At 75.8% G+C, this 14,031-nt stretch carries 11 protein-coding genes and 1 pseudogene; 2 read left to right on the top strand and 10 right to left on the bottom strand.

Annotated elements, in window-relative coordinates; genetic code table 11:
- Window positions 1–4: 4 nt before the first annotated feature.
- The 4 genes from aroB to ZF1_RS15720 are packed head-to-tail and all read right to left on the bottom strand — an operon-like array spanning window position 5 to window position 3,693.
- A complete protein-coding gene (gene aroB / locus ZF1_RS15705) occupies window positions 5–1,138 on the bottom strand; it encodes a 3-dehydroquinate synthase (RefSeq protein WP_083658199.1) in 1,134 nt (377 codons plus the stop codon).
- On the bottom strand, window positions 1,138–1,821 hold the full coding sequence (locus tag ZF1_RS15710) for a shikimate kinase (protein WP_073574681.1): 684 nt from the start codon (window positions 1,819–1,821) through the stop codon (window positions 1,138–1,140). Before ZF1_RS15710 ends, aroB begins: the two co-directional genes overlap by 1 nt.
- Window positions 1,818–3,020 (bottom strand): chorismate synthase, encoded by a 1,203-nt coding sequence (aroC, locus tag ZF1_RS15715; RefSeq protein WP_482637618.1) that lies wholly within the window; start codon window positions 3,018–3,020, stop codon window positions 1,818–1,820. The genes ZF1_RS15710 and aroC overlap by 4 nt, the downstream gene beginning before the upstream one ends.
- A gap of 13 nt (window positions 3,021–3,033) precedes the next feature.
- The gene (locus ZF1_RS15720; RefSeq protein ID WP_482637619.1) at window positions 3,034–3,693 is read right to left on the bottom strand and encodes a prepilin peptidase; all 660 of its coding nucleotides are present in this window, start codon (window positions 3,691–3,693) and stop codon (window positions 3,034–3,036) included.
- An 87-nt stretch (window positions 3,694–3,780) separates the two neighbouring features.
- Here ZF1_RS15720 and ZF1_RS15725 point away from each other — a divergent pair, with 87 nt between their 5' ends.
- The gene (locus tag ZF1_RS15725) at window positions 3,781–4,653 is read left to right on the top strand and encodes a spermidine synthase (RefSeq protein WP_482637620.1); all 873 of its coding nucleotides are present in this window, start codon (window positions 3,781–3,783) and stop codon (window positions 4,651–4,653) included.
- An 8-nt stretch (window positions 4,654–4,661) separates the two neighbouring features.
- On the opposite strand, the gene ZF1_RS15730 is transcribed toward ZF1_RS15725, so the two are convergent.
- The 5 genes and pseudogenes from ZF1_RS15730 to shbA all read right to left on the bottom strand — a co-directional run.
- A complete protein-coding gene (locus ZF1_RS15730; RefSeq protein WP_482637621.1) occupies window positions 4,662–5,714 on the bottom strand; it encodes a 2,3-butanediol dehydrogenase in 1,053 nt (350 codons plus the stop codon).
- 104 nt (window positions 5,715–5,818) lie between these two features.
- Complete coding sequence (locus ZF1_RS15735) at window positions 5,819–6,913, bottom strand: endolytic transglycosylase MltG (RefSeq protein WP_482637622.1); 1,095 nt, start codon at window positions 6,911–6,913, stop codon at window positions 5,819–5,821.
- A gap of 141 nt (window positions 6,914–7,054) precedes the next feature.
- Entirely contained in the window at window positions 7,055–7,504 is a 450-nt protein-coding gene (gene ruvX, locus ZF1_RS15740; protein WP_208826928.1) for a Holliday junction resolvase RuvX, read from the bottom strand.
- Window positions 7,501–10,173, bottom strand: a complete 2,673-nt coding sequence (gene alaS, locus ZF1_RS15745) for an alanine--tRNA ligase (RefSeq protein WP_253069179.1) — start codon at window positions 10,171–10,173, stop codon at window positions 7,501–7,503. The genes ruvX and alaS overlap by 4 nt, the downstream gene beginning before the upstream one ends.
- 394 nt (window positions 10,174–10,567) lie before the next feature.
- Window positions 10,568–11,089, bottom strand: a pseudogene (shbA, locus tag ZF1_RS15750) (RNA polymerase sigma factor ShbA); the annotation flags it as partial.
- 466 nt (window positions 11,090–11,555) lie between these two features.
- Between shbA and ZF1_RS15755 the strand changes: the two are divergent.
- Window positions 11,556–12,608, top strand: a complete 1,053-nt coding sequence (locus ZF1_RS15755; RefSeq protein WP_100877603.1) for a S1 family peptidase — start codon at window positions 11,556–11,558, stop codon at window positions 12,606–12,608.
- A 10-nt stretch (window positions 12,609–12,618) separates the two neighbouring features.
- Here the strand turns inward: ZF1_RS15755 and ZF1_RS15760 are convergent, their stop codons facing one another.
- Entirely contained in the window at window positions 12,619–13,989 is a 1,371-nt protein-coding gene (locus ZF1_RS15760) for a replication-associated recombination protein A (protein ID WP_482637623.1), read from the bottom strand.
- Window positions 13,990–14,031 lie beyond the last annotated feature (42 nt).

Raw genomic sequence — 14,031 nt, forward strand, 5'->3', positions numbered from 1 at the left:
GGTCTCAGCCGGAGATCGCGGCGTACGCGGTCTCCAGCAGCGCCGGGTCCGGGCCCTCCAGCCGCCCCGGCTCGGCGAGGCCGTCGAGCACGACGAAGCGCAGCGTCCCGGCCCGGGACTTCTTGTCCCCGCGCATGGTCTCGGTCAGCTCGTCGAGCACGCCGGGCTCGTAGCGCGTCGGCAGCCCGACCAGCTCCAGCACCTCGCGGTGCAGGTCGGCGGTGGCGTCGTCGAGCCGCCCCGCGGCGCGGGCCAGCTCGGCGGCGAAGACCAGGCCGACCGCGACGGCGTTGCCGTGCCGCCACCGGTAGCGCTCGCGGCGCTCCACGGCGTGGCCGAGGGTGTGGCCGTAGTTGAGGATCTCCCGCAGGTGCGACTCGCGCAGGTCCGCCCCGACGACGTCGGCCTTCACCCGGATCGCGCGGCGCACCAGCTCGCCGAGCACCGGCCCGGCCGGGTCCAGCGCGGCGGCCGGGTCGGCGCGGACGCGGTCGAGGATGACCGGGTCGGCGATGAACCCGGCCTTCCACACCTCCGCGGACCCGGCGACGAGCTCGGGACGCGGCAGCGTGCGCAGCGTGTCGAGGTCGACGAGCACCGCGGACGGCTCGTGGAAGGCGCCCACCAGGTTCTTCCCGGCGGCGGTGTTGATGCCGGTCTTCCCGCCGACGGCGGCGTCGACCATCGCGAGCAGCGTGGTCGGGACGTGCACGACCCGTACCCCGCGCATCCAGGTCGCGGCGACGAACCCCGCCAGGTCGGTGACCGCTCCCCCGCCGAACCCGACGACCACGTCGGCCCGGGTCAGCGCGGCACCGGCACAGGCGTCCCAGCAGTCGGCCAGCGAGGCCAGGGACTTGCCGTCCTCGGCGTCGGGCACCTCGTGGGTGAACGCGGCCAGCCCGGCGGCCTCCAGCTCGGCGCGGGCGGCACCGGCGCGGTCGGCGAGCGTCGGCGGGTGCAGCACGAGGACCCGGCCGGCCCCGGTACCGACGACGACCTCGGCCAGCCGCGCGGCCACCCCGGCGCCGACGAGCACCGGATAGGGCTGCTCGGTGCGGACGTCGATGCGGACCGAGCCGTCGGACTCGGTGGTGCCGGAGGTGTCGGGCAGCGTGCCGGACGGTGTGGACGTCATCAGGCCTCCGCCCGCTCGGTGCCGGCCCCGTGCTGCGGCGAGCCGAAGCCGGGCGCCGGCAGTGTCGAGTCCTGGCGCGGGGTGGGCCGGTCGAACGGGTCGGCGGCGTCCGGGGAGGCCTCGGGCAGCGCGGACGGGCCGTGCCCGAGCTCGGCCAGCACGGCGGCGACGACCTGGTTGGGGCTGCGGCGCACCGTCGTGACCGCCACGGTGGCGACCTCGGCGTAGAGCGGGGCCCGCTCGGCGAGCAGCGCCCGGAACGTCGCCCGCGGGTTCACCCCGGCCAGCAGCGGGCGCGCGGTGGACATCCCGGTGCGGCGCATCCCGTCGGCGAGGTCCACCTCGAGGGCGACCACGCGGTGCCCCGCGAGCAGTGCGCGGGTCTCGGCGGCCAGCACGGAGCCGCCGCCGAGGGCGAGGACGCCGTGCCCGGCGCGCAGCTCCTCGGCGACGACCTCGCGCTCCAGCGCGCGGAACGCGGCCTCGCCCTCCTGCACGAACATCTCCGCGATCGGCTTGCCGATGCGGGCGACGATCGCGGCGTCGGTGTCGGCGAAGTTCAGCCCGAGCCGCTGCGCGAGCAGCGAGCCGACCGTGCTCTTCCCGGACCCGGGCGGGCCGACGAGCACCACCCAGGGGCGGCCCTCGGCGTCGGGGGCCGGGGTGGGGGCCGGCGCGGTCACCGCTGCCCCGCCAGGTAGGAGGCCAGGTTGCGGCGGGTCTCGTCGAGCGAGTCGCCGCCGAACTTCTCCAGTGCGGCCTGGGCCAGCACCAGCGCCACCATCGTCTCGACGACGACCCCGGCACGCGGCACGGCGCAGGCGTCGGAGCGCTGGTGGATGGCGGTGGCCTCCTCGCCGGTGGTGGTGTCGATGGTGCGCAGCGCCCGGGGGACGGTGGAGATGGGCTTCATCGCGACCCGGACCCGGACCGGCTCACCGTTGGTCATGCCACCCTCGATGCCGCCGGCCCGGTTGGTGAGCCGGGTGACCGGCACGGTGCCCGCCGGACCCTGCCCGGGCGAGCCGGCGGGGACCATCTCGTCGTGAGCGACGGAGCCGCGGCGGTGCGCGGTGCGGAAGCCGTCGCCGATCTCGACGCCCTTCATCGCCTGGATGCCCATCAGCGCGGCGGCGAGCCGGGCGTCGAGCCGGCGGTCGGCCTGCACGTAGGTGCCGACGCCGACCGGCATCCCGTAGGCGATGACCTCGATGACCCCGCCGAGGGTGTCGCCCGCCTCGTGCGCGGCGTCGATCTCGGCGGCCATCGCGGCGCCGGTGGCGTCGGTGAAGGCGCGCACCGGGTTGGCGTCGATGCGGTCGAGGTCGGTGGGGCCGGGCAGCGGCTCCTCGTCCGGGGCGTCGACGGCGCCGATGCCCACGACGTGGGACACGATCGTCACGCCGAGGGCCTGCTGCAGGAACGCCTTGGCGACGGTGCCGAGCACGACGCGGGCGGCGGTCTCGCGTGCGCTGGCGCGCTCCAGGACCGGGCGGGCCTCGTCGAAGCCGTACTTGGTCATGCCGGCGAGGTCGGCGTGGCCGGGACGGGGCCGGGTCAGCGGTGCGTTGCGGGCGCGGTGCGCGATCAGCTCCGGGTCCACCGGGTCGGCGGCCATCACCGTCTCCCACTTGGGCCACTCGGTGTTGGCGATGCGGACCGCGACCGGCCCGCCCTGCGTGAGGCCGTGCCGCAGGCCGCCGATGACCTCCAGCTCGTCGGCCTCGAACGCCATCCGCGGGCTGCGGCCGTAGCCGAGCTTGCGGCGGGCCAGCTCGGCCTGCAGCTCCTTGGTGGTGACCGAGACCCCGGCGACCATGCCCTCCAGCACGCCCACCAGGGCCGGACCGTGGGACTCCCCGGCGGTGATCCATCGCAGCACGGCGACCATCCTCTCACCCGGGGATCCGGGCCCCCGACAGCACCACGACCGCGGGCACCACGACCGCCAGTGCCGCACCGAGCAGGACCGGGCCGTGCGGCAGCCTGCTCCCCCACCCGGCCCGCCCGGCCCCGACCGCGACGAGCGCCACCGCCGCCGAGACGACCGCGGCCAGCACCGCGACCACCGGCAGCGCCGCCCATCCCGCACCGGCGGCCGCGGCGCCCACCGGACCGGCGAGCTTCACGTCGCCGCCGCCCATCGCCCGTGGCGAGACCAGGTGCACCACCAGGTAGGCGCCGCCGAGCAGCACCGCCCCGGCCAGGCCGCGCCCCACCGCGGCACCCCCGGCCGGGACGAGCGCCGCAGGCACCAGCGCGAGCGCGGGCAGGGTGAGCGCGTTCGGCAGCCGCCGCACCAGCAGGTCGGTCGCGGATCCCGCCACGGCCAGCCAGGACAGCACCGCGAGCAGCGCCGTCCACCGCGGGTCGAGCAGCCCCGAGACGACCAGCCCCCCCGTCACCGCCCCGCACAGCGCCAGCCCCGCCTCGCACCACCCGGCCGGGACCGGCGCGCCGCGCGGCAGCCGGGCCAGCCACCGCCGGGTCGCGACGCCGGCGCCCCCGCCGAGGACGGCGGCGACGAGGACGGTGGCGGTGGCGGCGAGGTCCATGCCTCGATCCTGGGGCGGGCAGGGCCGCCCGGACCGACGGGTTGCCCGCCTGTGGACAACCCGCCGGGCGCGGGCAGGATGACCGGAATGGGTTCCAGTGCGCCGCAGGGTGACCGCCGGGCCGGGGCGGTGGTCCGCGCCGAGGTCGACCACGGTGTCGCCGAGCTGGTGCAGGACGCGGCGCGGCCGTCGTCGTGGACGCTGCTGCTCGACGGGACGGCCCAGTCCCATGTCGACCTCGACGACCCCGAGCACCTCGAGTTCGAGTACGTCCGCCGGATCGCCCACCTCGTCGACCTCGCCGCGCCGCCCGCGGTGCCGCTGCGGGTGCTGCACCTGGGCGGCGGGGCGTGGACGCTGGCCCGCTACGTCGCCGCGACCCGCCCCGGGTCGGCCCAGACCGTCGTCGAGCTCGACGGCGAGCTGGCCGCCCTGGTCGCGCACCGGCTGCCGGGCCCGGGGGTCGCCGACGGGCTGGCCGTGGTCACCGGGGAGGCGCGCGCCACCCTGGGCCGGTTCGCGCCCGCGTCGTTCGACGTCGTGGTCGTCGACGTGTTCGCCGGGGCCCGCACCCCGGCCCAGGTCACGACGACGGAGTTCCTCACCGCCGTGCGCCGGGTGCTCGCGCCGACCGGGATGCACGTGGCGAACCTCGGCGACGGCGCCCCCTGGCCGTTCCTGCCCGGCCAGATCGCGACGGCCGGGGCGGCGTTCGCCGAGCTCGCACTCGTCGCCGCCCCGGACGTGCTGCACGGACGCCGGTTCGGCAACCTCGTGCTGGCCGCGTCGGACCGGGAGCTGCCGGTGCCCGGGGTGACCCGCCGGGCGGCCGGGGACCCGTTCCCGGCCCGGGTCCTCGACGACGCCGACACCCGCGCCCTCGGGCGCGGCGCGGGCGTCGTCACCGACGCGTGCGCCGCACCCTCGCCCCGGCCGCCGGAGGGCTTCTGGGGGCAGTGACCCCCGGGTCAGGCCAGGGACGGGTCGACCAGGACCTTCATCTTCCGGCCCGCGTGCAGCGCCTCGAAGCCCTCCTCGACGACGTCGCGCATGGCGATCTTCTCCATCCAGCCGGTGGTGTCGTAGTGACCCTTCGCCATCAGCTCGATCACCGCCCGGTAGTCGGAGTGGGTGTAACAGAGCGAGCCCTGGATGCGGGACTCCCCGAGGACCAGGTTGAGCAGCGGGGTCACCAGCGGCGTCTCGTAGATCGCGACGCTCACCATCGGGCGGCCCGCCCCCAGCGATTCCAGCGCGGTCGCGACGGCCGGGGCCACCCCCGCGGCGTCGTAGCAGGCGTCGGCGCCGCGGCCGTTCGTCAGGTCTGCGACGATCGCCGGAACGTCCTGGGCGGTCGGGTCGAGGGTGTGCGCGCCGAGCCGCTCGATCGCGCCGCGCCGGGTCGCCGACGGCTCGACGACGCGGACGTCCTCCACGCCCATGCCGCGCAGCGCGAACCACAGGCCGATCCCGATCGGCCCGGCGCCGAACACCAGCGCGGTGTCGCCCGGGTTCACCCCGCCGAGCTCGGCCGCGTGGTGGGCCACGGCCATGGGCTCGACGAGCGCGCCCATCTCCAGCGACACGTTCTCCGGCAGCGGGTGCAGCATGTGCGCCGGGACGACGGTCGTCTCGGCCATGCCGCCGTCGGCCATCAGACCGTGGAAGCCGATCTGCGCGCACACGTTGTAGCGGCCCTCGGAACAGCGTGAGCAGGTCCCGCAGGTGTAGAGCGGCATCACCGCGACCCGGTCGCCCTCGGCGACGCCCTCGACGCCGGCCCCGATCTCGACGACGGTGCCGGAGAACTCGTGGCCGAGGGTCAGGGGCAGCTCGCGGCCGGTCAGCGGGTGCTTCTCCCCGTTCGGGATGAAGATCGGGCCCGCGTAGTACTCGTGCAGGTCCGAGCCGCAGATGCCGTTGAACCCGACCCGGAGACGGACCTCGCCGGGACCCACCTCGCCCTCGGGCACGTCGGTGATGTCGAGGTCCCCGGGTCCCCGGTAGACGACCGCACGCATCGCTGGCTCCTCTCGCCTGACGTCGCTGTCGGGTCCCGGTCTACCGGCGGGGGGTGAGCGCCGTCACGGGTTGGGCCCAGGTTGCATGCGCGCCCGGTGATGGGTCAGAACGCTCCGGCGGCGCGGGCGCGGTCGACGTTGCCGAGGTGCTCGGGGTAGGTCGTGGCGAAGCAGGAGGCGCCCTCGGTGGTGCACCGCACGAAGAACAGCCACGGGCCCGCGGCCGGGGACTCCGCGGCCGACAGCGCCGCGGAGGACACCGAGGCGACGGGCGTCGGCGGCAGCCCGGTGTTGAGGTAGGTGTTGTACGGCCCGGGGGTGCTGCGGGCCTCGGCCGTGGTCCGCAGCGCCTGCACGTCCAGCGGGTAGTTGACGGTGGAGTCCATCTCCAGGCGCTGGTTCACCGCGAGCCGGTTCTCGATCACCCGGGCCACCTTCGGCATGTCGGGGACGAGCGCCTCCTTCTCCACGACGGAGGCGAGGACGAGGGTGCGGTAGGCGTTCTCCCCGCCCAGCCCGGCGGCCTCCAGCCTGGTCGCCGACGCGGTGAGCACCTGGCGCAGCACCTGCTCCGGGGTGCCGCGCGGGTCCAGGTCGTACGGCCCGGGGGCGACCAGACCCTCCATCCGGCGCTCCGGGGCGGCCGCCCGGTAGCCCGCGCGGGCCCATTCGGGGACGGCGATCGCGGCCGGGTCGGCGTCGGCCATCGCGGCGCGCAGCGCGTCGACGCCGGTGCAGCGGGCGTCCCCGTCCGCGGTGCCGAGGCAGGTGGCACGGGAGATCTGGGACAGCACGCCCGGGGAGACGGTGCCGTCCGGGGCGCGGGTGTCGTCCAGCTGGACACCGCCCTTGACGTCGAAGAACCCGACGCGCCGCTCCGGGTCGAGCAGCCCCTCGACCGCGGAGTCGCCGGACATCTGCGAGCGCAGCTCGTAGTAGCCGGGCTGGACCCGCTGGATGCCGGGCTCCTCGGCGGCGGCCTCGACGAACGCGGCCCGGGACTTCACCACGTCCAGCCCGGTCAGGGTCTCCCCGATCGCGCTGGTGGTGTCGCCGGACTCGACGCGCACCACGACCGAGCCGCTGCCGGAGCCGGAGTAGTCGTCGGCGCCGCGCAGGTACAGGCCGACGGCGACGAGCACCGCACCGGCCAGCAACGCCGACCCCAGCAGGGCGAGCCGCCGACGCCGGAAATGCACCGGGGTCGGACGGTGTCGTACGGGCCCCGCGGTCACGCTCACATCGGGCCCCGGGACGTCACGTCGTTCTCGCCGGCGCCGGTCACGGGCTCGAGGGTATCCGCCGCGGGCACGGCCCGTGGTCACCCCCGGTCACGGTGATCAGGTCCCGCGGGTGGTATCCAGCCAGCCCTGCAGGATGGCCACCGCGGCCTGCTGGTCGATGACCGCACGCTGCTTGCGGCCGCGCACGCCGCGCCCGGCCAGCTGCCGGGTCGCGACGACGGTCGTCATCCGCTCGTCGGTCAGCTCGACGGGGACCGCGCAGCCGGCCGCGGCGAGCCCCGCCTCCAGTGCGGCGGCGAACTCCCGTGCGGCGACGGCGGCCGGGCCGTCCTCGCCGCGCAGGTTCCGGGGCAGCCCGAGCACGACGCCGACGACGTCGTGCTCGGCCACCAGCGCGGCGATCCGGCGCACGTCGGCGCCGCCCTCGGCGTCGCGGGGCACGGTCTCGACCGGGGTCGCGAGGATCCCGTCCGGGTCGCACATGGCGACCCCGACGCGGACGGCGCCGACGTCGATGCCCAGGCGCCGCCCGCGGGTGGGGGTCACGGACGCAGCGCGGCGCGCAGCTTCTGCACCGCGGCGTCGATCCCGGCCGGGTCGGTGCCACCGCCCTGGGCGAGGTCGGGCTTGCCGCCGCCGCGCCCGCCGACGGCCGCGGCGAACTCCCCGATCAGCTTCCCGGCGGCGATCCCGTTGTCCCGGGCCGCCTTCGTGGTGGCGACGACGAACGACACCTTCTCCCCGTCGACGCCGAACAGCACGACCACGCCGGGCCGGTCGCCCAGCTTGCCCCGGACGTCGGCGGCGAGGGTCCGCAGATCGTTGCCACCGACACCGTCCGGCGCGGTGACGGCGACCAGGGCGGTCCCGTCGAGGTCCTCGGCCTGCTGGGCGAGCGCCCCGGCCGAGGCCAGGACGGCGTCGGCGCGGTGCTTCTCCAGGTCGCGCTCGGCGGTCCGCAGCCGCTCGACGATCCCGTTGATCCGCTCCGGCAGCTCCTCCGGGCGGGCCTTGAGCTGGTCGGCGAGCTGGTTGACCAGCAGGTGCTCGGTGGTGGCGTGCTTGAAGGCGTCCAGCCCGACCAGCGCCTCGACGCGGCGCACCCCGGAGCCGATGGAGGCCTCGGACAGCACCCGGACCAGGCCGAGCTCGCCGGTGCGCCCGACGTGGGTGCCACCGCACAGCTCGCGCGAGTAGTCGCCCATGTCGACGACGCGGACGCGGTCGCCGTACTTCTCGCCGAACAGCATCATCGCGCCGAGCGTGCGGGCCTCGTCGATGGAGGTCTCGTAGGTCTGGATCTCCCGGTCCTCCTGGAGCACCGAGTTGACCTCCTCCTCGATCTCGACCAGCGCCGCGGGCGGCACGGCCCCGGTCGGGGAGGTGAAGTCGAACCGCAGCCGGCCCGGGGCGTTGAGCGACCCGGCCTGGGCGGCGGCGCTGCCGAGCGCGCCGCGGACCCCGGCGTGCACGAGGTGGGTGGCGGTGTGTGCGCGCGAGATCGCGGACCGACGGGTGCGGTCGACCTCGGCGACGACCTCGGCGTCGAGGGTCACGGTGCCGGCGGTGACGACGCCGCGGTGCACCCGCAGCCCGGCCACCGGCGACTGGACGTCGTCGACCCGGACCTCGAAGGACGCGCCGCGCAGCAGGCCGGTGTCGGCCTGCTGGCCGCCGGCCTCGGCGTAGAACGGGGTGCGGTCGAGCAGCACCTCGACCTGCTCGCCCTCGTGGGCGGCGGGCACGGTGGCGCCGTCGCGCAGCAGCCCGACGACGCGGGACTCCGACTGCAGCGTCTGGTAGCCGAGGAAGTCGGTGGCGCCGTGGGTGTCGAGGACGGCGCGGTAGACCGAGGCGTCGACGAAGCCGACCTTGCGCCCGGCGGCGTCGGCCTTGGCCCGCGAGCGCTGCTCGTCCATGAGCGCGGTGAAGCGCTCCCGGTCGACGGACAGCCCGGCCTCGGCGGCCATCTCCAGCGTCAGGTCGATCGGGAAGCCGTAGGTGTCGTGCAGCGCGAACGCCTGGTCGCCGGGCAGGGTGTCGCTGCCGGCGGAACGGGCGCGGGACACCGCGCCCTCGAAGATCCGCTCGCCGGCGGTCAGCGTGGCGCGGAAGGTGTCCTCCTCGGCCCGGATGACCGCGGAGATCCGCTCGAAGTCGGTGGCGAGCTCGGGGTAGGTCGGCGCCATGGTGTCGCGGACGACGGCGGCGAACTCGCCCAGGCACGGCCCGGTGACACCGAGCAGCCGGGCCGAACGCACGATGCGGCGCAGCAGCCGGCGCAGCACGTAGCCGCGGCCCTCGTTGCCGGGGGTGACGCCGTCGCCGACGATCATCAGCGACGAGCGGGCGTGGTCGGCGATGACGCGGAAGCGCACGTCGTCGATCTCGCCGTCCGGGCCACCCGCGCCGTAGCGCTTCCCGGACAGCTCCTCGGCCTTGGCGATGACCGGGCGGACGAGGTCGGTCTCGTAGACGTTGTTGACGCCCTGGAGCAGGAACGCGACCCGCTCGACACCCATCCCGGTGTCGATGTTCTTGTGCGGCAGGGTGCCGATCGGGGGGTGCCCCTTCTTCGGGGACAGCGCGCCGCGCTCGTCCTGCATGAAGACGAGGTTCCAGATCTCGAGGTAGCGGTCCTCGTCGGCCTCGGGGCCGCCCTCGGCGCCGAACTCCGGGCCGCGGTCGACGTAGATCTCCGAGCAGGGGCCGCCGGGGCCGGGGACGCCCATGTCCCAGTAGTTGTCGTCGCCGCCACGGCGCTGGATGCGCTCCTCGGGCAGGCCGGCGATCTCCTTCCAGAGCGCGATGGCCTCGTCGTCGTCGTGGTAGACGGTGACCCAGATGATCTCGGGGTCGAAGCCGTAGCCGCCCTCGTCCTGGCTGCGGGTGATCAGCGACCAGGCGAACTCGATGGCGCCGCGCTTGAAGTAGTCGCCGAAGGAGAAGTTCCCGGCCATCTGGAAGAACGTGGTGTGCCGGGTGGTCTTGCCGACCTCGTCGATGTCCGGGGTGCGGACGCACTTCTGGATCGACGTCGCGCGCGGGTAGGGCGCGGGGACGTCGCCGAGGAAGTACGGCTTGAACTGCACCATGCCCGCGTTGACGAACAGCAGCTGCGGGTCCTCGAGGATCAGCGAGGCGCTGGGGACGGGCGTGTGCCCGTTGCTCTCGAAGTGGGCGGTGAAACGACGGACGATCTCGTGGGTCTGCACCGGTGGGTCTCTCGTGACGGGTACGGCTGGCGACGGGTCGGCGACGGGGCGGGCGCCCTGCGCCCGCGCCACACCGTAGGCCGCGCGGCGTGGGGACGCCGCGGGAGGCCGGTCGTGCCAGGTTACCGGCACCCGGAGGAGGGGACGGCCGGTGCCGGTGCGCGCCCGAGCGCACCGGCACCGGCCGTCTGCGGGTCCCGCCGTGCTCCCGGTCCGGGGGGTCGACCGGAGGGCCGGCGGGTCCGCCGTCTCGCTCCGGTCAGACCGCGACCGGCAGCGGGGCGTCGAGGGGGGTCCGCGGCGCGGGGACGAGGACGCGGGGGGTGCGGACGGGGGTCCGCGGGACGGGGACGGCGACGACCCGGACGCCGGCCCGGCGGGACGCGCGGTCCTCGAGCTCGCGGCGCAGCCGCTGCAGCGCGCGGTGCTGGGCGACGCGGACCGCGCCGGGGGTGGAGCCGAGCGCGTCGGCGGTCTCCTCCGCGCTCAGCCCGACCGCGATGCGCAGCGTGAGGATCTCGACCTGGCGCGGGCCGAGCAGGCCCATGAGCTCGGACAGGCGGTCGTTGCGCTCGGCGTCGAGCACGACCTGCTCCGGGTCGTCCTCGCGGCTGAACCGCTCGGGGAGCTCCTCGACGGCGTCGCAGCGGTTGCGGGCCATCGCCCGGAACGCGTCGGCGACCTTGTGCCGGGCGATGCCGAACACGAACGCCCGGAACGACATCCCCGACGGCCGGTAGGCCGGGAGCACGGAGAGCACGGCCATGCAGACGTCCTGCGCGACGTCGTCGGCCGAGCCGAGGATCGTCTCGCGCCGGCCCAGCCGGGCCCGGCAGAAGCGCTCCACCTGGGGGTGCACCTTAGCCAGGAGCAGCGCGACCGCGCGCTCGTCGCCGGCGACGGCCGCGGCCAGCATCTCCGGCGGGAGGAGGTCCGCCGCCTGCCGGTGGTCGGCCTCCTCGGCGGCGTCCTCGGGTGCGGTCGCGATGGCCACGGGTCCGTCGTGCATCTGCCCAGCTCTCCTCGGTCGCGACCCGGGGCCGCGTCAGGCGCCGGCACCGCCCGCCCGACCCGGGAGAGGTCGGGCGGTGCGACTGTCGCGCTGTCCTCCGCCGGTGGTGGTCGGCGCTGCCGGCAGGTCCGCTCGGCCGCGCCCCGGCCTGCGATCAACCTTTCCGGTGCACCCTTTCGGGGTCAATCAACATGCACAATTTGCGGTATAGGTAGACGGACAGTAGGGGCTTTGGTCCTCATGGGGAGACCTCGGGCACGGACGGACGTCCACCCCTGTCGGAGGAGTGTCCTCCGCCTGCGGGCCGTGACCCGGGCGGAGCGGCGTCGTTGGGCCGGGTGTCACGCTCCGCTCGCCCGAAGGACCGCTCGTGTCTCTGCGTCGCCCGCACCGCCTCCTGCTCGCCGCTCTCGGCACCGTCGCGATCGGTGTGGGGGTGGCCGTGCCGGCGACCGCGGGCCCGGCGCTCCCCCCAGTCACGGTCGGCGAGGACGCCGCCGCGGCGCTGGTGCCCGCGGTGACCGAGGCCCTCGGGCCCGCGCTGGCCGGGACGTGGCTGGCCGACGGACGGCTGATGGTGGGCACCTGGGACGCCGCGGCCGCGCCGCTGGTCACCGCGCTCGGCGCGACGCCGGTGGTGCGCGACGAGCCGCGCCGCGACCCGGCCGCGGTGCTCTCGGCGCTGGCCGGGCGCACCGCGACGGGGATGCCCGCCGGTCTGGACTCCTACGGCGTCGACCCCCGCACCGAGCAGGTCGTCGTGAGCGTCGTCGACGGGCCGGGCGCCGACGCGCTGGCCGCGGGCCTGACCGGCGGTCTCGACCCGTCCGCGGTGCGGGTGGAGCGGGTGGCGGCGCCGGCGCACCGGCAGGCCGCGGTCGGCGGGGGCGACACCATCACCGACGGGACCCGCCGCTGTACGGCCGGGTTCGCCGCCTCCGACGGCAGCAGCGACTGGCTGATCACCGCCGGGCACTGCACCCGGGGCTCGTCGTCCTGGTCCGCCGGCGACGGCTCGACGATCGGCTCCGAGGTCGAGACCGCGGGCCGCGGGGTGGACGTCGGCGCGATCGCGGTCGAGCCGGGCGGCGTGTCGGCGACCGTGTCGGGGATCCGGGTGGCCGGGAGCCGTCCGGCGCCCGTGGGCTCCACGGTCTGCCTGTACGGGTCCACCAGCGGGCGGTCCTGCGGCACGGTCCAGCGCACCGACATGACGGTGAACTTCGAGGGCCAGAGCCAGTCCGGGCTGACCTCGGTGGCGGCGTGCGCGCAGGAGGGCGACTCCGGCGCCCCCTACATCACCTCGTCCGGGCAGGCCCAGGGCGTGCACACCGGTGCGGGCGGCGACGGCAACTGCACCAGCTACTTCACCCCGATCCGCACCGCGACCGGGGCGCTCGGGCTGACCCTGACCACCGGCTGAGCGCGCGGGCTCAGTCCCGGGTGCCGCGTACGACGCGGCGCAGCTTGGGCAGGCGCTCGGCGAGGACGCGTTCGTGCCCGCGCCCGGACGGCGCGTAGTAGTCGACGCCGACGACGTCGTCGGGCGGGTACTGCTGGCGCAGGACGCCGTCGGGGTCGTCGTGCGGGTAGCGGTAGCCGACGGCGTTGCCGAGCTTCTGCGCGCCGGCGTAGTGGCCGTCGCGCAGGTGCGGGGGCACCCCGCCGACCCTGCCGGAGCGTACGTCGGCCATTGCGGCGTCGATCGCGGTGATCACCGCGTTCGACTTGGGTGCGGTCGCCAGGTGCACCGTGACCTGGGCGAGCGCGATCCGCGCCTCCGGCATCCCGACGAGCTGCACGACCTGGGCGGCCGCGGTCGCGGCGGGCAGCGCGGTCGGGTCGGCCAGCCCGACGTCCTCCGAGGCGTGGATCATCAGCCGGCGCGCGATGAACCGGGCGTCCTCCCCCGCGACGAGCATCCGGGCCAGGTAGTGCAGGGCGGCGTCGGGGTCGGAGCCGCGGATGGACTTGATGAACGCGCTGATGACGTCGTAGTGCTGGTCGCCCGCGCGGTCGTAGCGCACGGCGACCTCGGTGACGGCGCGCTCGACGGCGGCGAGGTCGATCACCGGGTCGCCGCCGGCGCCGAGGACACCGTCGGCGGCCGCCTCCAGCGCGGTGAGCGCGCGGCGCCCGTCGCCAGCGGAGAGCCGGACCAGTGCCTGTTCGCCGTCCTCGGCGAGCGCGACGGTCGCGTTCAAGCCCCGTTCGGAGGTGACGGCGCGCCGGAGCAGGGTGCGCACGTCGTCCTCCCCGAGGGACTGCAGCTGCAGCACCAGGGAGCGGGACAGCAGCGGGGACACGACGGAGAACGACGGGTTCTCGGTGGTCGCGGCGACGAGCAGGACGAGCCGGTCCTCGACCGCGCCGAGCAGGGCGTCCTGCTGGGTACGGGAGAAGCGGTGCACCTCGTCGATGAACAGCACCGTGGTGGTGCCGCTGCGGTCGCGACGCCGGCGGGCCTCGGAGATGACGGCCCGCAGCTCCTTCACCCCGGCCGAGAGCGCCGACAGGGCGACGAAATGCCGCTCCGCTCCCCCGGCGCCGGCCATCAGCCGGGCGAGGGTGGTCTTGCCGGTGCCGGGCGGGCCGTAGAGCAGCACCGACGCCGCGGCGCCGCCGTCGAGCAGGCGGCGCAGCGGCGCACCGGGTGCGAGCAGGTCGGCCTGGCCGACGACCTCGTCGAGGGTGCGCGGGCGCATCCGCGCGGCGAGCGGCGCGTCGGGACGGACGGCGTCGCCGTCACCGGTGTCGCGCCCGTCGCCCCCGGGGTCGATGTCGAACAGGCCGTCGGTGCTCATCCGTTCCAGCCTGCCAGGACACCGGGCCCGGGGGACGGACAC

Source organism: Pseudonocardia sp. ZF1 (assembly GCF_056835605.1).

Coding starts and splice junctions, on each gene's coding strand:
- aroB (WP_083658199.1), bottom strand. CDS start 1,138: ATGACGTCCACACCGTCCGGCACGCTGCCCGACACCTCCGGCACCACC.
- ZF1_RS15720 (WP_482637619.1), bottom strand. CDS start 3,693: ATGGACCTCGCCGCCACCGCCACCGTCCTCGTCGCCGCCGTCCTCGGC.
- ZF1_RS15725 (WP_482637620.1), top strand. CDS start 3,781: ATGGGTTCCAGTGCGCCGCAGGGTGACCGCCGGGCCGGGGCGGTGGTC.
- ZF1_RS15730 (WP_482637621.1), bottom strand. CDS start 5,714: ATGCGTGCGGTCGTCTACCGGGGACCCGGGGACCTCGACATCACCGAC.
- ZF1_RS15760 (WP_482637623.1), bottom strand. CDS start 13,989: ATGAGCACCGACGGCCTGTTCGACATCGACCCCGGGGGCGACGGGCGC.